Source organism: Marinactinospora thermotolerans DSM 45154 (assembly GCF_900167435.1).
In the GTDB taxonomy this organism is placed as follows: domain Bacteria; phylum Actinomycetota; class Actinomycetes; order Streptosporangiales; family Streptosporangiaceae; genus Marinactinospora; species Marinactinospora thermotolerans.
The window spans coordinates 335029-352748 of record NZ_FUWS01000005.1 but is presented as its reverse complement, the minus strand read 5'-3'; the positions used below and the strand labels follow the sequence as shown (position 1 = coordinate 352748).

The following is a 17720-nucleotide window of genomic DNA, read 5'->3' as shown; positions in this document are numbered from 1 at the left end:
GGGAATGCAACCACGCCGGAGTGACCTCCCGGTGACGTCGCGGCGTCGCGCACGGGACCGAACAGTATGTTTCGCGAAGGGAACGCAATGTCGTCTGCACCGAACAGCACCGTCGAGCCGGGCGCCGAGGTCGTCCACATCGTCGGCGCGCGGCCCAACTTCGTCAAGGCGGCACCCGTGGTCGCGGCCTTGGAGTCCCGTGGGATCCGGCAGGCTGTCGTGCACACCGGGCAGCACTACGACGACCGGATGTCGGCGGTCTTCTTCCGTGAACTGGGCCTGCCCCGTCCCGACGTCGACCTGGGCGTGGGGTCGGGATCGCACGCCGCGCAGACCGCGGCGCTGCTGGTCGGTCTCGAACAGGAGTTCACCAACCGTTCACCCGCGTTCGTCATCGTGTACGGCGACGTGAACTCGACCCTCGCCGCCGCGCTCGTCGCGGCCAAGCTGCACATACCCGTCGCCCACGTGGAGGCAGGGCTGCGGTCGTTCGACTGGTCGATGCCCGAGGAGGTCAACCGCCGGGTCACCGACCAGCTCTCCGACCTGTGCTTTGCGACCAGCCCCGAGGCCGTCGCCCACCTCGCCAACGAGGGGATCGCCCCCGAGTCGGTCCACCTCGTCGGCAACCCGATGATCGACACCCTGCTCGCCAACCTCGACCGCTTCGACGTCGCGGCCCTGCGCGGCACCCGGGACCTGCCCGACACCTACGTCGCCGCGACGCTGCACCGTCCCGCCAACGTCGACGACCCCGCCACGGTGGCCCGCCTGGTCGCGCGGCTGCACGAGGTCGCCGACTCCGTGGACGTGGTGATGCCGGTCCACCCGCGCGGCCGGGCCGCGTTCGAGGCGGCCGGCCTCGGCGACCACCCGCGGGTCCACCTGCTGGAACCGCTGGGCTACGTCGAGTTCGTGACGCTGGTGCGCGGCTCCACCGCGGTCGTCACCGACTCCGGCGGAGTGCAGGAGGAGACCACGATCCTCGGCGTTCCCTGCCTCACGCTGCGTCCCAACACCGAACGGCCCATCACCATCACCCACGGCACCAACCGCCTCGTCGTGGAGTCGGAACTGCCCGGCCTGGTCGCCAAGATCCTCGCCGGCGACGCGCTCGGCGGCACCACCCTCGCCGAGGTCCCCCCGCTGTGGGACGGCCGGGCGGGCGAGCGCATCGCCGCCGTGCTCGCCGGGGAACTGGGATGATGCCGGTGACCGGGACCCGATCCCAGCCCCGCCCCGCCGGACCGTGGGGGCGGCCCTCGCCTGCCCCCCGCCCCACCTCGCGCAGGAGGACCGCCGATGAAGCGGCGTGAACAGAGCCAGACCGAACAACTCCGCCGAGCGCTCACCGAACGGGAGGCCCAGCTCCACGAGGCCCAAGCGCGCCTGGCGGCCCTGGAGGGGTCCACCTCGCTCCAGGTGGGCCGGGCCCTGACGGCCGCGGCGAAGCGGCCGGCCCGTGGTCTCGTCCGGCTGCCGCGTGACCTGTACCGGCTGTGGCGCGGCAGCACGCGCACCAGACAGGCCGCGGGACGACGGCGTCCCGCCCAGCCGGTGCGCTCCTACGAGGCCGAGCGCCAGGAGTCGCGGCTGCTGGCCGGCACGGTCGGGCCGCTCGACGGCCGTCTCGTCGTCGCGGGGGTGCTCTCCCCCGAGGCCCGCGCCGCGGTCGACCCCTACATCCGGGTCGTGCCGTTGCGTCCGCACGACGCCCAGGCCGTGTTCGACTCCGTCGACGTCGACGCGGTCCTGGTGACCGCGTCGGCCACCGCGCCGGGTACGGCGTGGGCGCACGCCGGCGATCCGGCCGCCTCCGACCGCACCCGCGCGCTGCGCTGGGTCGTCGAGGCGGCCGCGGCCCGCGGGGTCCCCTCGATCCTGGTCGCCGACGCTCCCGCTCCGCCGGCCCTGGCCTGGTTGGGGTTCGACCACGTCCACGAGGGGGATCTCGGCGTCCCCCTGCACCGCTTCAACCCGGTCGCCGTCGAGCCCGACCGCGACCCGGTTCCCGTCCACGTCCCCGCGGCGACGCCCGAGCGCGGCCGGACCGCCGCGGCCCTGGAGGCGCTCACCGGCGCGGGACTGCGCAGCGCCCAGCCGCACTGGAGCGGGCTGCCCGACGTGCTGCGCGGGAGCGACGCGGCGGTCGTCACCGACCCGTCACTCGCCGAGCGCGCGTTGGCCTGCGGGACGCGGGTCCTGCTCCTGGCCCCCTCCCCCACCGGGCGGGGCGGGCTCGACGACGGGGCGCACGTGGTCGACCCCGGTCCGCGCGGCCCGGGCGCCGAGGGGATCGCCATGGGCCTCGCCCAGGTGCGCGAGGCCGGCCCGCTCGGGGCCGAGGAGCTGCGTCTCGCGCTGCGCCGGCTGTACCTGTCGGCCGCCACGCCGGTGCGGCTCGCCGAGATCTTCGGTCAGGTGACACTCGCCCCCGGTTCGGGAGGGTCGGACCTGCCCCTGCGGGAACGGCGCGTCACGCTGCTGGCGCTGCCCGCCGACGACGGCACCTCGCTGGCCCTCGCGGAGGACGCCCTCAAACAGGAGTGGCCTCCCGCCGAGGTCGTCGTCCCCGAGGAGTCCGCGCACCTGACCGGTGTGGAGCGGCTGCGGGCGCACGGCCTTCCGGTGCGCACCGTCCCCGGGGTCGGCACCGATTCCGCGTCCCCCGCGGCCTGGGCGCGCCTGGCCGAGGCCGCGGACACCCCGTGGGTGGCGCTGTGGCGGGAACCGCGCGGCGCGGCGTTCCTCGCCGACGCCGTGTGCGCGGCCGAGTGCTCGGGGGCCGACGCGGTCGGCCCCGTCGCCGCGGCCTGGGGGACGCCCGGTGAGAGGACGCCCGCCGACGCCGACGCGGTCGACTGGGCCGGTGCCGACCGCGACTACGTGTTCGTCGGCGCGATCCAGCCGGAACTCGCCCGCCGCGGACTCCTCGTCCGCGCCCTGCACCCCGGGGTGTGGAACCGGCACGGCGCCCGGCTGCTCGCGTTGGGGCCGCTGTCCGGTCGGTCCTCCGGCGGCGCGGACTGACCACGTCGCGAGCCGTCCCGGGACGCCGGCGCGCCGGCCGGCCCCGCGACGGCAAGCTCAAGGCAAGCACCCCAGTCCGCCGGACGCGCCCGGCGGACAGGTTCTCGAAGGGAAACACGTGACCATTCGCGCACTCGTCTACGGCGACGTCGACCTCAACATCATTGACGGCTCGGCGATCTGGGCGCAGTCGATGACCCAGGCCCTGGCGGCCGCCGGGTGCGAGGTCACCCTGCTGCTGAAGGCCCAGGTGAAGACGGACCGCCTGGTGGCGCCGCTCACCGAGGTGCCCGGCGTGACCCTGCGCCGCCCCTACGAGGAGCGCCTCCTCGCCGACCTCGGGCCGCGCGGTCTCACGCCGGAGCAGGCGGTCTCCCTCATCACCAGGCTCGACGCCGAACGCCGCTTCGACCTCGTCGTCGTGCGCGGTCGCAGGCTGGCCGCCATCGCGGCGCACACCGAGGCGCTGGCCGGCCGGCTGTGGACCTACCTCACCGACGTCCCCCAGACGGTGGCCGACCTCACCTCCACGGCCGTCGCCGAGCTCACCGACATCGCCGTCGCCTCGCGCTTCCTGCTCTGCCAGACCGAGGAGCTGCGCGGCTTCCTGGAGTCGGCGGTCCCGGCCGCCTGCGGCAAGAGCGTGCTGTTCCCGCCCGTCGTGGTCCTGCCGGAGGGGGTCGCCGGTGCGGGAGAGCCGCACACCCCCCTCAAACTCGTCTACACCGGCAAGTTCGCGCCCCGCTGGAACACCCTGGAGATGACGGAGCTGCCGAGCGCGCTGGAGCAGCGCGGCGTCGCGGCCGAGCTCCACATGATCGGCGACAAGATCCACCGCGACTCCCCGGACTGGGCCAAGCGGATGGCCAAGGCCCTGGAGGACACCCCCGGGGTGACCTGGCACGGGGGGCGTCCGCGGGCCGAGGCGCTGAGCCTGTCCGCGGGGTGCGATGTCGGGCTGTCCTGGCGGGACCCGGAGATGGACGCGAGCCTGGAGCTGTCCACGAAGGTGCTGGAGCTCGGCGGGCTCGGCCTCCCGGTCGTGCTCAACCGCACGCCGATGCACGAGGAGCTGCTCGGCGCCGACTACCCGCTCTACGCGGGGGAGGACCTCGACTCCGCGGCCGACGCGATCGCCCTGGCCGCCGACCCCGAGGTCTACCGCTTCGCCGCGCGGCGCTGCGCCCAGGCGTCGGCCCGCTTCACGCTGGAGCGCGCCGCCGAGCGGCTGCGCGGCTACCTGGACCTGGCCTTCCCGCAGGCGCCGGCCGGAACCGATCCGGCCCGCCCCCTGAAGGTCGTCGTCGCGGGCCACGACCTGAAGTTCTTCACCCGTCTGGCCGACCACCTGACCTCCCTGCCCGGGCTGGAGGTCCGCATGGACGAGTGGGAGTCGCTGCGCGCCCACGACCAGTACCGCAGCAAGGAGCTGGCGGCCTGGGCCGACGTGGTCATCTGCGAGTGGTGCGGTCCCAACGCGCTGTTCTACGCCGAGCACAAGCGCCCCGGGCAGCGGCTGCTCGTCCGCCTGCACCGGTTCGAGTTGTACGCGGAGTGGCCGCGCAAGCTCGACATCGACAAGGTCGACGCCATCATCTGCGTGAGCCCCTACTACGCCGACCTCACCAGGGAACGCGCCGGGTGGCCCGCCGACAAGGTGATCGTCCTGCCCAACTGGGTGGACGTCGAGCAGCTCGACCGGCCCAAGCTGCCGGGAGCCGAGTACACGCTGGGCATGATCGGCATCGCGCCGTCACGCAAGCGGCTGGACCGCGGCCTGGACGTACTCGACGAGCTGCGCCGCAGGGACCCGCGTTACACCCTCGCGGTCAAGACCAAGCAGCCCTGGGACTACTGGTGGATCTGGAACCGCACGGAGGAGCGGGACTACTACGAGCGGACCTACCGGCGCATCCAGCGCTCGGAACGGCTCTCCGAGGGCGTGGTCTTCGACCCGTTCGGCCCGGACGTGGCGGTGTGGCTGCGCCGTGTCGGGTTCATGCTGTCCACCAGTGACGACGAGAGTTTCCACCTGGCGCCGGCCGAGTGCGCGGCCTCGGGGGGAGTGCCGTCGGTGCTCGCCTGGCCCGGGGCCGACACGATCTACTCGAAGCGCTGGGTGCACCAGGACACCTCGGCGATGGCCGACGCGATCCACGCCATCGTGTCGGAGGGGCGCTTCGACGCCGCGCGCAGGGCGGCGCAGGCCGAGATCTCCGAGAACTACGCGCTGCGCCGGGTCTGCGCGATGTGGACCGACCTCATCGTGTCCGGGACCGTGCCCCGGCCACTGGACCTGGACCGTTTCGCGCCGCTCACCGCGCAGTAGCCCGGGTCCGGGGCCGGCGACGCGTTCCGCGCGTCGCCGGCCCCGTCCGTCATCCGCAGGCGTTCTGCTTCGCGGTGGCGTCGACCGCCTCGACCGAGGAGGGCAGCGCCGCGGTGTCCTCGCCCCCGGGGCCGTGCTGGTCGCCGGCGAGGACGAGTCGCACGGTCGTGCCGATCCCCGGGAGCTCTTCGACCGTGGCGTCGGGCAGGGCCTCGGCGACGGCCTGGGCGTGGGATCGCAGACCGGTGTCGTGATAGACCGTGGTCCGCTCGGGCGGCGCGCCCTCGGGGTTGCCGGTCCCGGCGATGACGAACCCCTCGGCCTGCAACGTGGCGGCGATCTCGGCGGCCAGGCCGGAGACGTCGGTCCCGTTGTGGACCGTGACGGAGACCTCGGCGGGAGCGGCGGGGGCGACGTCCGCTTCGGCGGGTTCCGGCTCCTCTTCCTTCTCCTCCTCGTCCTTCTCGGGCGCGTCGGTGTCCAACCCGGTGTCGCTCGCGATGGCCTGGAAGAGCTGGGAGGCGTCCGGCTCACGCCAGGCGATGCGGTTGGGATCGTCGGGGGCCTGCCCGTTGGGCACGGTGACGAACTTGATGTTGCCCAGATCGACCTCGCGCATGGTGATGGCGATGTCGGCCATGGTGTCCACCGTGAACTCGTCGTCGGTGGTGATGGATTCGGTGACGGAGCCGAGGAAGTCGTAGAGGGTGGTGGGGCTGGACAGGGTGTCGCCGCTGGTGACCTTGCGCAGCATGGCGCCCATGAATTCTTGTTGGCGTTCGATGCGGCCGAGGTCGCTGCCGTCGCCTTGGGCGTAGCGGGAGCGGACGTAGGCGAGGGATTGTTCGCCGTTGAGGGTCTGCTGGCCGGCCTTGAGGTCGAGTTTGGCTTTCTCGTCTTTGAGGTCGGTGGGGATGCACATGTCGACGCCGCCGAGGGAGTCGACCATGCCCTTGAAGCCGGTGAAGTCGACGCTGACGAAGTGGTCGATGTGCACGCCGGTGAGTTCCTGAACGGTCTTCCACAGGCATTGGACGCCGCCGTTGTTCATCGCCTCGCCGATCATCGCCCGATGCGCGGCCTGGCCGGGCTTGGTCTCGGTGGCGGGGCAATCCGGCAGCGCGACGAGTGAGTCGCGGGGAAGGTTGACCAGTGTGGCGCTTCCCCGTGAAGGGGACAGGTGGGCGATGACGAGGGTGTCGGGGCGTTCGCCTTCGGCCGTGCCGTAGTCGGCGTTGTCGCCCGTGCGCACATCGGAGCCGATGACCATGATGTTGACCACGCCCTCGACCTTGGCCGGGCTGTCGCCGAGCGCGTCGCGGTCGATGTTCTCCTGGCTGATGTTGCCGTAGATGTCGTAGTAGGCGCCGTAAGCGGTCAGGCTGCCGCCGATCACCATGGCCGTGGTGGCCACGGCCACCCAGCCGCCAGAGGTGAGGGAACGGCCGACGCTACGCCGTCTGGACGCCCGGGCGGGGGAACGTTTTCTGGACATGGGAAACCCAACGGTCAGTGGAGGGGATGGCCGTGGAGACCCGAGCCGGGGGAGTTCGGATGACCCTAAAAGTCCCGTGGGGTTGTCCGTAACAGCCATGAGTGACCCTAGCCCACGGGGAGGATCCTTGTACGTATTTTGATGACAAAGACCCCGAACCGTACCGGTTCGGGGTCTTTGTCGTTAAGAGGGGGAATGGCGGGAGGATCAACCGCAGGCGTTGGCCGGCTTCTCCGCGGTCGTCCCCTTCGCCGACTCGGGCAGCTCCCCGGAGCTCGCGCCCTTCACGCCGTTCCAGTCGCCGGCCAGCACGAGCTGCACGGTCGTGCCGAGCGCCGGGTTCTCCGTGATGGTGGCGGTCTGCAGGGCGTCGGCGAGGGTCTGGGCGTGGGCCTCCTGACCGGTCCCGTAGTAGACCGTGGTCTGCTCCGGCACGGCGTCCATCGGGTTGCCGGTCCCGACCACCTGGAAGCCCTCCGCGCCCAACGCGGTGGCGACCTCGCTGGCCAGGCCGGACACCCCGGTGCCGTTGACGACCTCGACCGCCACCTGCGACGGCTCGACGGCGGGAGCGGACTCCTCGGGCTCCTCCTCCTTCTTGGCGGAACCGCCGGAGGACTCCTCCTCGCCACCGGACAGGTCGGCGTCCTCGGCGATGGCCTGGAAGAGCTGGGAGGCGTCCGGCTCGGTCCAGGCGATCCGGTTCGGGTCCTGCGGCGCCGGGCCGTTGGGCACCGTGATGAAGCGGATGTTGCTCATGTCGGCCTCACGCATGGCGATGGCGATGTCGGCCATGGTGTCCACGGTCAACCCGTCGTCGGTGGTGATGGAATTGGTGACGGAGCCGAGGAAGTCGTAGAGGGTGGTGGGGCTGGAGAGGATGTCGCCGCTGGTGACCTTGCGCAGCATGGCGCCCATGAATTCTTGTTGGCGTTCGATGCGGCCGAGGTCGCTGCCGTCGCCTTGGGCGTAGCGGGAGCGGACGTAGGCGAGGGATTGTTCGCCGTTGAGGGTCTGCTGGCCGGCCTTGAGGTCGAGTTTGGCTTTCTCGTCTTTGAGGTCGGTGGGGATGCACATGTCGACGCCGCCGAGGGAGTCGACCATGCCCTTGAAGCCGGTGAAGTCGACGCTGACGAAGTGGTCGATGTGCACCCCGGTGAGCTGCTCCACCGTCTTCCACAGACACTGGACGCCGCCGTTGTTCATCGCCTCGCCGATCATGCCGGTGTGGGCCGACTGGCCGGGCTTGGTCTCGGTGGCGGGGCAATCCGGCAGCGCGACGAGCGAGTCGCGGGGGAGGTTGACCAGCGTCGCCCCGTTGCGCTCGGGCGACAGGTGGGCGATGACGAGGGTGTCGGGGCGTTCGCCTTCGGCCGTGCCGTAGTTGGCGTTGTCGCCCGTGCGCACATCGGAGCCGATGACCATGATGTTCACGGCGCCATCGACCTTGGTGGGGCGATCCCCGAAGGCATCGGTGTCGATGTTCTCCTGGCTGATGTTGCCGTAGATGTCGTAGTAGGCGCCGTAAGCGGTCAGGCTGCTGCCGATCACCATGGCCGTGGTGGCCACGGCCACCCAGCCGCCAGAGGTCAGCCTGCGGCGCACGGCGCCGCGGGCCCTGGTGGCCCTACGCGAGGAGGAACGGTTTCTGGGCATCGCGCACCAAAGGGATAGGCGTCAGTTCAACGACTTGAGGGCGCCCATGGGGGAGGAGGGGGCGGGCCGAGCGCCGGTGATGGCCGTAGCGCGCTCCATGGCAAGCCGTGCTTGCAGGGTAGCCGAATCGATATCAGAGGTCAGAATCAGCGCCGCGGAACCCCCGATCACTCCCAGGAAACGGGACAGGTCATGTCCCAGAACGCCGAGCGAGCCGGCGGGGGGAGTGACGAGCGCCACTCTGTCGGCGGCCGACAGCCCCCATTCCACGGCGTGCCGCTCGGCCACCTCCACGAGCTCCGCGCCGGTGTAGGCACGGTCGCCCTCGAAGGCGACCGCCGAGGGATCCACCGGCGCCGGCGCGACGAAGCGATCCCCGTGGCCCCGGACCTCGACCCCGTAGTCGACCACGGCGGCAGGGCACTGCGCGAGGGGGAGGCCGAGCGGGTGCAGCGAGGCGCCCACGACCTCACGCGCGCCGGAGTCCAGGGCCGCCGTCAACCGGTCGGCGTCGGCGACCACGACCTCGCCCTCCGGCAGGACCGCGCCGTCCGCGGCCACCGCCGTCACCCCGGCGGACCAGCAGGCGAGCAACCACACCAGGCTCTGCCAGTGGGCGGGAAGGGCCAGCACGACCCGCTCGCCCGGCTGCGCGCCGAGCCCGTCGACGATCAGGTTGGCGGTCTTGGCCACCCAGTTGTCGAACGTCGCGTGGGACAGCTCCACCCGACCACCGGTCGCGTCATCGTAGGCGGTGACGAACGGCCGCGCCGGGTCCACGGCCAGGGAGGAATGCCACAGGTCCACAGGGGTTCGCGCTGACACGGCTGTTTCCTCACGGGTCGGTCGGAGTCGAGGACTTCGACATGTTACTCGCCGGTCCACGCCGCGGGACCGGGGAACGCCCCGCGAACGTCACCGGCCGTACCCGCCTCACTCCGCTTCACGTTGCGCATACACGTAGAGCTGGCATCGTTACCCCCATGGGCACGACCCCCGGACGCGTCCTCGCCCGCGTCACCGCAGTCCCCGTCCTCGCGCTCTCGGCATGGCTGATCGTCGCGTTCCCGCTCCTGCTCGTCGGGACGTTCACACCGCTGGCGGGGGTCCTCCTCGGCGTTCCGGCGGTCCTCGCGGCGGTGCTGTTCGTCCCGCGCCTGCTGCCCGACATCGAGGACGCCCCCTGGTGGCCGGTCGTCGCGGTGCTCGTGGTCAGCGTGGCCTTCGCGGTCGTGCAGCTCGCCTACCACTCCGAACAGCTCGTCATCCGGCGCGATCCCGCCTCCTACGCCCAGTTCACGATCTGGATCGCCCAGCACGGCTCCCTGCCGATCCCCCAGCACGAGGAGCTCATCGCCGGGGACGACCCCGCCCTCTCCTACGACAGCCTCGCCTACTACGAGGTGGGCGACGTCATCTGGCCCCAGTTCCTCGCCGGGACACCGCTCCTGCTGTCCATCGGCTACTGGATCGCCGGAGTGGAGGGGATGGTCCTGGTCCCGCCGATCCTCGGCGCGCTGGGCATCCTGTCCTTCGCGGGGCTGGCCGCGCGGCTGATCGGCGCGCGCTGGGCGCCCCTCGCCGCGCTGGTGCTCGCGATCAGCCTGCCGCAGCAGTGGGTCTCCCGCTCCACCTACAGCGAACCGGCCGCGCAGATCCTGCTCATCGGCGCACTTCTGCTGGCCGTCGACGCGCTGGCGTGGCGGGTGCCCGCGCGTGGCCGTCCGGGGGCTCCCCACGCGCTCGCCTTCGCCGCGGGCCTGGCCTTCGGGCTGGGGCTGGTGGTGCGCATCGACGCGCTGCGCGACATCCTCCCGGTGGTCGGCTTCCTCGGGCTGCTGTTGGTCGCCCGACGGGGGCAGGCCGTCCCGATGCTGGTGGGCCTGCTCCTCGGGCTCGGCTACGGTTTCACCGCCGGATACGGGCTGTCACGGCCCTACCTGGACTACCTGTCGGACTCGTTGCACCCGCTGCTCGCCCTCGGCGCGGGCGTCGTGGCGCTCACCGCGGCCGCGACCGCGATCCTGTGGCGCCACGGGATACCGCGGACGGACCGCCCGGCCTGGCTGCCCACGGCGGTCGCCGCGGTCTCGGTGCTGATCATGGCGGGATTCGCGCTACGGCCGCTCATCCGGGTGGAGTACGGCCACGGCGACGCCGCGACCGGCTACTACATCGGTCAGGTCCAGCAGATCGAGGGGCTGCCCATCGATCCCGACCGCACCTACGAGGAGATGAGCCTGTACTGGGTCGGCTGGTACGTCGGCCTGGGGGCGGTGGCGATGGCGACGGCCGGTGTGGCGCTGCTGCTGAACCGGATCCTGCGCCGGCGCGCGGGCGCCTGGGTGCTGCCGTTGATGGTCCTGTCCTGGTCGGTCGTCACCACGCTCCTGCGCCCCGCGATCACCCCCGACCACCCGTGGGCCGCGCGGCGGCTGGTGGTGCTGGTCATCCCGGCGTTCGTGCTCTTCGCGGTCTGGTTCGCCGCCTGGGCGGTGCGCCGGTTGCGCGGGGCCTCCCCGGCCGGGGGCACGACGTCGTGGTACACGGCTCCGGTGGCGGCGCTGGGCGTGTTCGCGCTGCTGGTCCCCACCACGATCACCGCCGCCGGCGTCATGGGGTACCGGACCGACGTCGGGTCGATCCAGGCCGCGCGGGACCTGTGCGAGGACATCCCCGACGACGGCAGCGTCATCGTGGTCGACGGCGGCACCATGAGCAACTTCGGTCAGCTCATCCGCGGCATGTGCGGGGTCCCGACCGCCCACCTGGAACAGCCCACGCCCGCCGAGGTCGAACGGGTCACGGCCGAGGTGCGGGAACGGGAGCGCGTCCCCGTCCTCGCCGGAGGCGAGGCCGAGCAGGTCGTCCCCTACCTCCCGCCCGGGGTTCCGGCCACACAGCCCTTCAACGTCAACACCGAGCAGGACATGAGCACGCTCATGCGTCCTCCGGACGGGGCGTGGCGGTTCGTCGGCAACGTGTGGCTGGCCGTCCTCCCGTGAACACGCTCGGTGCCGCGGTGGCGGCCCCGTCGCTATCCTGGAGCCCACCGTGAGCGAATTGTCCCAAGAACATCACAGGCCCCCCGGCGCGGACGCGCCCCGTGTCACGATCGTCCTCCCCTGCTACAACGAGCAGGACCACGTGGTCGCCGAGGTCGAGCGGATCTGCGCGGCCATGGACCGCGCCGGATACGGCTATGAGCTCCTGGCGATCGACGACGCCTCGACCGACGCGACGCTGGCGCGGCTGCGCGAGGCGGCACCCCGCTTCCCCCACATGCGGATCGTCGCCTTCGGGCACAACGGGGGGTCGGGCACCGTGCGGCGCATCGGCACCCAGCGCGCCCGCGGGGAGATCGTGGTGTGGACCGACGCCGACATGACCTATCCGAACGAGCGCATCCCCGAACTCGTCGCGATCTTGGACGCCGACCCCGGCATCGACCAGGTGGTCGGCGCGCGCAGTCAGGAGATGGGGACGCACCGGTTCCTGCGGATCCCCGCCAAGTGGCTCATCCGCAAGATCGCCGAACGCCTCACCAACACCCGCATCCCCGACCTCAACTCCGGGTTGCGCGCGTTCCGCCGCGAGGTGTCACTGCCCTACCTGCGGCTCCTCCCGCCGGGGTTCTCCTGCGTCACCACGATCACGCTGGCCTTCCTGTCCAACCAGCACGGTGTGCACTACGTGCCGATCGACTACGCCAAGCGCGCCGGCCACTCCAAGTTCCACTTCGTCCGCGACGCCTACCGCTACATCCTCCAGGTGCTGCGGATGGTGATGTACTTCAACCCGCTCAAGGTGTTGATGCCGCCCGCGCTGTGGCTGCTCGGCATCGGGATGGCCAAGGGCGTCTACGACGTCGTCAGCGACCCGATCTACATCCGCAACAACACGATCATGCTGGTGTTGACCGGGTTGATGATCGCCTCGATGGCCCTCCTGGCCGACCTGATCGTGCGCTCGCGCAACGGGACCTGAGGAACGCATGAGGATCGTGCTGGTCGGCCCCGCGCACCCCTACAAGGGAGGCGGCGCCCGCCATACCACGGAGCTGGCGCACCGGCTCGCGGCCGCGGGCCACGAGGTCGTCGTGGAGTCCTGGCACGCCCAGTACCCGGCGCTGTTGTATCCGGGCGCGCAGCGGGTCGAGGAGGCCGAGGGGGTTCCCTATCCGGCCACCCGTCACCGGCTCGCCTGGTACCGGCCGGACGGTTGGTGGGCCACCGGCCGGCGGTCGGGGCGCGCCGCCGACCTCGTCGTCGTGACCCTGTTCTCACCGGTCCAGGTCGTGCCCTACCTCGTCCTCCTGGCCGGGGTGGGCGACAGGGCGGCGACGGTGGCGCTGTGCCACAACGTGCTGCCGCACGAGCGTGGACGTGTGGACGCCCCCCTGGTCCGCGCGCTGTTGCGCCGGGTGGACGCGGTGCTGGTCCACTCCGCCGAACAGGCCCGGCTGGCGCGCCATCTCGCGGGGAGGCGGGCCGAGGTGCGTGTGGCCGGCCTGCCGCCGCACCTCCCCGGGACAGGTGGCGGGGGGAACGGCGCGGGGGAGGGCGACACCGGGGCGCGGGGCCGTCTGCTCTTCCTCGGCATCGTCCGGCCCTACAAGGGGGTGGACGTCCTGCTGCGGGCGCTGGCCGCGGGGCCGCCCGGCATCGCGCTGACCGTCGCGGGGGAGTTCTGGGGCGGCTCGGAGGGGTTGCGCCGGCTCGCCGCCGACCTCGGGGTCGCCGACCGGGTCGAGTTCCGCGAGGGCTACGTCCCGGTGGGGGAACTGCCGGCCCTGTTCGCCGCGGCCGACGCCCTCGTGCTGCCCTACCGGACGGCCACGGCGTCGCAGAACGTGTGGCTGGCCCACGAGCACGGGCTCCCCGTCATCGCCACGCGCGCCGGGACACTGCCCGACCACGTCCGCGACGGCGTGGACGGGGTGCTGTGCGACCCGGACGACGTCGGCGACCTGACGCGCGCGCTGCGGGCGTTCTACGCGCCGGGCGAGCCCGCCCGGTTGCGCTCGGGGGTCCGGCCGGTCGAACCCGCCCCCTACTGGGAGCGTTACCTGGCGGCGCTGCTCGGCCGACCGGGCTCGGCGCGGCCGGTCAGCGGGGGGCGGGACGGGCCACCGCCATGGCCAACCCCGCCCACAGCAGGTCGGTGAGCGTCATCACCAGCCGTGACAGCGCCGCCACGACCAGGGCGGGCCCCGGTTCGAGCACCGGTGCCAAAGCGGCCACGAGCACGACCTCGCGCACCCCGAACCCGGCCGGGGCGATGACCACGACGACCCCCAGTGTCCACGCCAGCGCGTAGGCGCCGGTGGCCACGGGAAACGCCGAGACGCCCGCGCCGCCCACCCCGTCCACCAGCAGCCAGACGTGCAGTCCCAGGGGCAGCCAGGCCAGCAGCGACCAGCCCACCGCGGTCGCCATGCCGGCCCCGCTCACCCGCTCCGCCTCCTCCCGCCGCGCGGCCGGCTCGCGACGCAGCGACCGGGGGACGGCCCGCAGGAGCCAGGTCACCACGCGCGGGTGCAGCGCCACGAGGAGGAGGGGGGCGCAGGCCAGCGCCCACCACCAGCGGCGGGCGGCCTCCTCGGCGGCGAACGGCAGCGTCAGCGCCGCCACCACCAGGTTCACCGTCAACGTCACCACCACGGCGAGCAGGGTCGCGAAGGCGCCGCGCCGGCGTCCCACCTCGTGGTCGCGGGCGAGTTCCACCTGCGCGGCGAAGGCCCACACCGACCCCGGCAGGTACTTGCCGAGCTGACCCACGAACATCACCCGCGCCGCGACGCCCACGGACAGTGGAGAGCCGAGATCGGCCAGCAGCGCGCGCCAGGCCAGCATCTGCGCCCCCAGTCCGGCCAGCGCGGCCGCCAGCGACCCGGCGACCACCCACGGGGAGAGCACGGCCAGCGCCGCGCGCGCCTGGTCCCAGCGGTCGTACAGCGTGTAACCGGCGCAGCACAGGACGACCAGGACGATCGCGGCGCGGATCCTGCGGTCGGCGCGCAGACGGCTGAACACCACGCCAGACTAGGGCCGTCCGGCTCCCCACGCCGCCGCCAGCCCGTCCCACGGCGGCGTTCGCGCCGTGGCCGGGGCGATCGCCCGGGGGATCTAGAGTGAGTCCCGTGCGCCTGCCTGATGTCGTGGCCTTCGCCGGTCACCAGATCCACGTCTGCCGTTACCGCGAGGCCGGGACCCTGCTGCGCTGGCTCGGTCGCGACCTGCGGGGCCAGGTCGTGCTCGACGTGGCCGGAGGGGACGGCTACTGGGCGGCCCAGGCGCGGCGGCGCGGGGCCCGGGCCGTGTCCCTCGACCTCGCCCGCCACAAGATGCTGCGGGGCCGGCGGCTGCGATCGGCCCCCGCGCTCGTCGAGGGGGACGCGCTGCGGCTGCCGATGCGCGACGAGTCGGTGGACAAGGTGATGTCCATCTGCGCCATCGAGCACTTCGACGACGGCCCGGCCGCGTTGCGCGAGATGGCGAGGGTGCTGCGGCCCGGCGGCGAGCTGGTGATGTCGGCCGACTGCCTGTCCCGCCGTGACCGGTGGCCCGGGCTGTTCGAGGCGCACCGCCGGCGCTACCACGTGCAGCGCACCTACACCCACGACAGCCTCGCCCGCATCCTGGACGAGTGCGGCCTGGACGTGCGCGAACACACCTACCAGTTCCGCGGCGCCCTCGCCGAGCGGGGGTATCTGACCCTGTCGGCCCGAGGTGGCCGGTTCGGGTTCAACGTCGCGGCGCCGCTCATCCCCCTGGTCGCGCTGGGGGACCGCCGCGCCCCCGACACGCGGGGCAGTATCGTGCTGGTGCGCGCCCGCAAACGTTGACCTCGAAGATCGGTCTGCGGCGCGCCGCGGGCGAGTCGCGCCGGGCGCGTCCGGGAGGGGAGCGCGGTGGGGTGTCGTACCCGTCGCCTGGAGTGACGGGACGCCTTTTCTTAACTACCCTTTAACCGGGTGGTCGTATGGTGCGTGCTCACCAGGGGAACCGTGGCCGTTCCGACGAATGGGACGACGCCCGCCCCTGACCTTTCGAGGACCGTCCCGCTCACGGCCCAGTCCACTTGACGCCTTGGTGCGCCCGGCCGTGACACCGCGGTCCGCTGCGCGCCCATGGGCATGGCATGGGGGAACAGTGCAAACAGTGGTGAACCGGATCGACCCGGAGGACGTGCTCGACTTGCGTCTTCGCGCGGCGGACGGGCGTCCTTCGGACATCAGCCGCGCGCGCCTGGCGCTGCGTCTGCTGGGGGAGGAGCCCGAGACCGTCGAGGTCGGGGAACTGCCGGTCGACAACGGCCGGATCCGCGCCGACCTGGGCGGGATCGAGCTGCGCGACGGCACCTGGGAGGTGCTGTGGATCGATCCGGACGGCGCCGAGGTCCCGGTGCGGACCTCCGATCCCGGGTTCAGCCTCGCCGAGCGCGAGGCCTACATCGCCCGTCCGCGCGAGCGCGACCTGCGGGTCCTTCGATCTCCCGACGGGCGGCTTCGGGTGCGCGCCGCGGCGGTGAAGCCGCACGCCGAAGTCCAGTGGGTCGACGTCGAGGCGACCGAGGTGCGCCTGGCCGGCGTGCTCGCCTACGCCGCGCTGGGCGAGGGACGCCACGAGGCCCGGCTGGTCGCCCGGCAACGGGGCCTGTCGGGGGTGAGCGAGATCCCCACCGAGGTGGAGGGTGCGGCCTTCGACGTCCGGATGGCGCTGGAGCCCCTGGTCGAGGCGCACGACTTCGCGCGCAAGCACAACGAGTGGGATCTGTGGCTGGCCGTCCCCGCCCTGGACGCCGAGCTGCGCCTGGCCTCGCACGCCGACGACGTGGTCGGCAAGAAGAACCGGGTGAGGTTTCCCCGGACCCTGCTCGACAAGGGGGAGCGCAAGGTGGCGATCCGCCCCTACTACACGATCTACGACGGCCTCTCCCTGCTGGCCAAGGACGGCGGCACGGCCTCGGAAGGAGACCGCTGATGAAGATCGCCCTGATCATCGCCAACGGGTACGGCATGGGCGGCACCATCCGCACCGTGTTCAACATCGCGGGCGGTCTGTCCACCCGCCACGAGGTCGAGATCGTCAGCCTCGTCCAGCACCGCACCACCCCCTTCTTCGACCTGCCCGAAGGGGTTCCCATCCGGGCGCTGGCCCCCACCCCCGGGTGGACCGACCGTCCGCGTCAGGGGCTGATCGACCGTTGGCGGGAGTCCCGCCCCTGCCCCACGGTGGCCAAGACCGAGGCCGAGAAGAACGGCGCCTTCAACGCTCGCACCTCCCACGAACTGCGCAAGTTCCTGCGCACCACGGACGCCGACGTCGTCGTCGGCACCCGGCCGGGCGTCAACATGCTGTTGGCCAGGTGGGCGCCGCCCCGGCTGGTCACGATCGGCCAGGAGCACGTCCACCTCGACAACCACAAGGAGGACGTGCGCCGGGCGATCCAGCGGCTCTATCCCCGCCTCGACGGTCTGACCGTGCTCACCGAGGCCGACAAACGCGCCTACGAGGACTTCCTCCCGGTCAGCCCCGGCTGGCTCACCACGATGCCCAACGCGCTGCCCCCGGGCGAGTACCCGCGTTCCACGCTGGACAACCCCATCATCGCGGCGGCCGGCCGGCTCACCCCGATCAAGCAGTACCCCAAGCTGATCGACGCCTTCGCGATCGTCGCCCGCGAGCACCCCGAGTGGCGGCTGCGGATCTACGGGGGCGGGGGCAAGGAGTCCGCCCTCAAGTCCAAGATCGCCAAGATGGGCCTGCACAACCAGGTGATGATCATGGGCCGCACCAAGGACCTGACCGGCGAGCTCGCCAAGGCGTCGATCCTGGCCGTCAGCTCCAAGGCCGAGGGGTTCGGCATGACCATCATCGAGGGTTTCGCGGTGGGGGTGCCGGCGGTCAGCTTCGACTGCCCGCACGGTCCGCGCGAGATCATCACCCATGAGCGTGACGGTCTGCTGGTGCCGCACCAGGACGTGGACGCCCTCGCCCAGTCGCTGCTGCGGCTGGTCCGCGACCGGGAGGAGCGCAAGCGGATGGGCGAGGAGGCGCTGAAGTCGGCCGCCCGTTACGACCTGTCCCTGGTCACCGAGCGCTGGGAGTCCTTCCTGGACGAGCGGATCGCGGCCAAGCGCGCCCGTACGGCGGCCTGACCCCGCCGCGGACCGACCGACAGGCGGCCCTGCCACGGGCGGTGACC

Annotated in this window: 13 protein-coding genes; 9 read left to right on the top strand and 4 right to left on the bottom strand. The window is 72.3% G+C overall.

Going from position 1 to position 17720, the window contains the following annotated elements:
- The first annotated feature begins 87 nt into the window (after positions 1-87).
- The 3 genes from wecB to B5D66_RS11270 all read left to right on the top strand — a co-directional run bounded on the left by wecB (position 88) and on the right by B5D66_RS11270 (position 5359).
- Positions 88-1206, top strand: a complete 1119-nt coding sequence (gene wecB, locus B5D66_RS11280; protein ID WP_078761634.1) for a non-hydrolyzing UDP-N-acetylglucosamine 2-epimerase — start codon at positions 88-90, stop codon at positions 1204-1206.
- 96 nt (positions 1207-1302) lie between these two features.
- Positions 1303-3030, top strand: coding sequence for a hypothetical protein (locus B5D66_RS11275; protein ID WP_078761633.1), 1728 nt, complete (start codon positions 1303-1305; stop codon positions 3028-3030).
- Positions 3031-3223: 193 nt separating this feature from the next.
- The gene (locus B5D66_RS11270) at positions 3224-5359 is read left to right on the top strand and encodes a glycosyltransferase (RefSeq protein ID WP_078761727.1); all 2136 of its coding nucleotides are present in this window, start codon (positions 3224-3226) and stop codon (positions 5357-5359) included.
- A gap of 49 nt (positions 5360-5408) precedes the next feature.
- Here the strand turns inward: B5D66_RS11270 and B5D66_RS11265 are convergent, their stop codons facing one another.
- From B5D66_RS11265 to B5D66_RS11255, 3 genes are all read right to left on the bottom strand, one after another.
- The gene (locus tag B5D66_RS11265) at positions 5409-6854 is read right to left on the bottom strand and encodes an LCP family protein (protein ID WP_235000926.1); all 1446 of its coding nucleotides are present in this window, start codon (positions 6852-6854) and stop codon (positions 5409-5411) included.
- Positions 6855-7061: 207 nt separating this feature from the next.
- The gene (locus B5D66_RS11260) at positions 7062-8510 is read right to left on the bottom strand and encodes an LCP family protein (protein ID WP_078761632.1); all 1449 of its coding nucleotides are present in this window, start codon (positions 8508-8510) and stop codon (positions 7062-7064) included.
- A gap of 21 nt (positions 8511-8531) precedes the next feature.
- Positions 8532-9335, bottom strand: coding sequence for a TIGR03089 family protein (locus B5D66_RS11255; protein ID WP_078761631.1), 804 nt, complete (start codon positions 9333-9335; stop codon positions 8532-8534).
- Positions 9336-9493: 158 nt separating this feature from the next.
- Here B5D66_RS11255 and B5D66_RS11250 point away from each other — a divergent pair, with 158 nt between their 5' ends.
- The 3 genes from B5D66_RS11250 to B5D66_RS11240 are packed head-to-tail and all read left to right on the top strand — an operon-like array spanning position 9494 to position 13677.
- Complete coding sequence (locus B5D66_RS11250; protein WP_078761630.1) at positions 9494-11515, top strand: hypothetical protein; 2022 nt, start codon at positions 9494-9496, stop codon at positions 11513-11515.
- Between the two features lie 49 nt (positions 11516-11564).
- Entirely contained in the window at positions 11565-12497 is a 933-nt protein-coding gene (locus B5D66_RS11245) for a glycosyltransferase family 2 protein (RefSeq protein ID WP_078761629.1), read from the top strand.
- A 7-nt stretch (positions 12498-12504) separates the two neighbouring features.
- Positions 12505-13677: a glycosyltransferase family 4 protein gene (locus B5D66_RS11240; RefSeq protein WP_078761628.1), complete on the top strand. Its 1173-nt coding sequence runs from the start codon at positions 12505-12507 to the stop codon at positions 13675-13677.
- Here the strand turns inward: B5D66_RS11240 and B5D66_RS11235 are convergent.
- Complete coding sequence (locus B5D66_RS11235; RefSeq protein ID WP_200813612.1) at positions 13619-14545, bottom strand: lysylphosphatidylglycerol synthase domain-containing protein; 927 nt, start codon at positions 14543-14545, stop codon at positions 13619-13621. The two genes, B5D66_RS11240 and B5D66_RS11235, sit on opposite strands and share 59 nt — an antisense overlap.
- 107 nt (positions 14546-14652) lie before the next feature.
- Between B5D66_RS11235 and B5D66_RS11230 the strand changes: the two genes are divergently transcribed.
- The 3 genes from B5D66_RS11230 to B5D66_RS11220 all read left to right on the top strand — a co-directional run bounded on the left by B5D66_RS11230 (position 14653) and on the right by B5D66_RS11220 (position 17673).
- The gene (locus tag B5D66_RS11230) at positions 14653-15357 is read left to right on the top strand and encodes a class I SAM-dependent methyltransferase (RefSeq protein ID WP_144390081.1); all 705 of its coding nucleotides are present in this window, start codon (positions 14653-14655) and stop codon (positions 15355-15357) included.
- Between the two features lie 307 nt (positions 15358-15664).
- A complete protein-coding gene (locus tag B5D66_RS11225; RefSeq protein WP_235000925.1) occupies positions 15665-16495 on the top strand; it encodes a hypothetical protein in 831 nt (276 codons plus the stop codon).
- Positions 16495-17673, top strand: a complete 1179-nt coding sequence (locus tag B5D66_RS11220; protein ID WP_078761626.1) for a glycosyltransferase family 4 protein — start codon at positions 16495-16497, stop codon at positions 17671-17673. Before B5D66_RS11225 ends, B5D66_RS11220 begins: the two co-directional genes overlap by 1 nt.
- Positions 17674-17720 lie beyond the last annotated feature (47 nt).

What these genes read in the sequence shown, in the direction of transcription:
- wecB (WP_078761634.1), top strand. Translation starts at nt 88, where the DNA reads ATGTCGTCTGCACCGAACAGCACCGTCGAGCCGGGCGCCGAGGTCGTC.
- B5D66_RS11275 (WP_078761633.1), top strand. Translation starts at nt 1,303, where the DNA reads ATGAAGCGGCGTGAACAGAGCCAGACCGAACAACTCCGCCGAGCGCTC.
- B5D66_RS11270 (WP_078761727.1), top strand. Translation starts at nt 3,224, where the DNA reads ATGACCCAGGCCCTGGCGGCCGCCGGGTGCGAGGTCACCCTGCTGCTG.
- B5D66_RS11265 (WP_235000926.1), bottom strand. Translation starts at nt 6,854, where the DNA reads ATGTCCAGAAAACGTTCCCCCGCCCGGGCGTCCAGACGGCGTAGCGTC.
- B5D66_RS11260 (WP_078761632.1), bottom strand. Translation starts at nt 8,510, where the DNA reads ATGCCCAGAAACCGTTCCTCCTCGCGTAGGGCCACCAGGGCCCGCGGC.
- B5D66_RS11250 (WP_078761630.1), top strand. Translation starts at nt 9,494, where the DNA reads ATGGGCACGACCCCCGGACGCGTCCTCGCCCGCGTCACCGCAGTCCCC.
- B5D66_RS11240 (WP_078761628.1), top strand. Translation starts at nt 12,505, where the DNA reads ATGAGGATCGTGCTGGTCGGCCCCGCGCACCCCTACAAGGGAGGCGGC.
- B5D66_RS11220 (WP_078761626.1), top strand. Translation starts at nt 16,495, where the DNA reads ATGAAGATCGCCCTGATCATCGCCAACGGGTACGGCATGGGCGGCACC.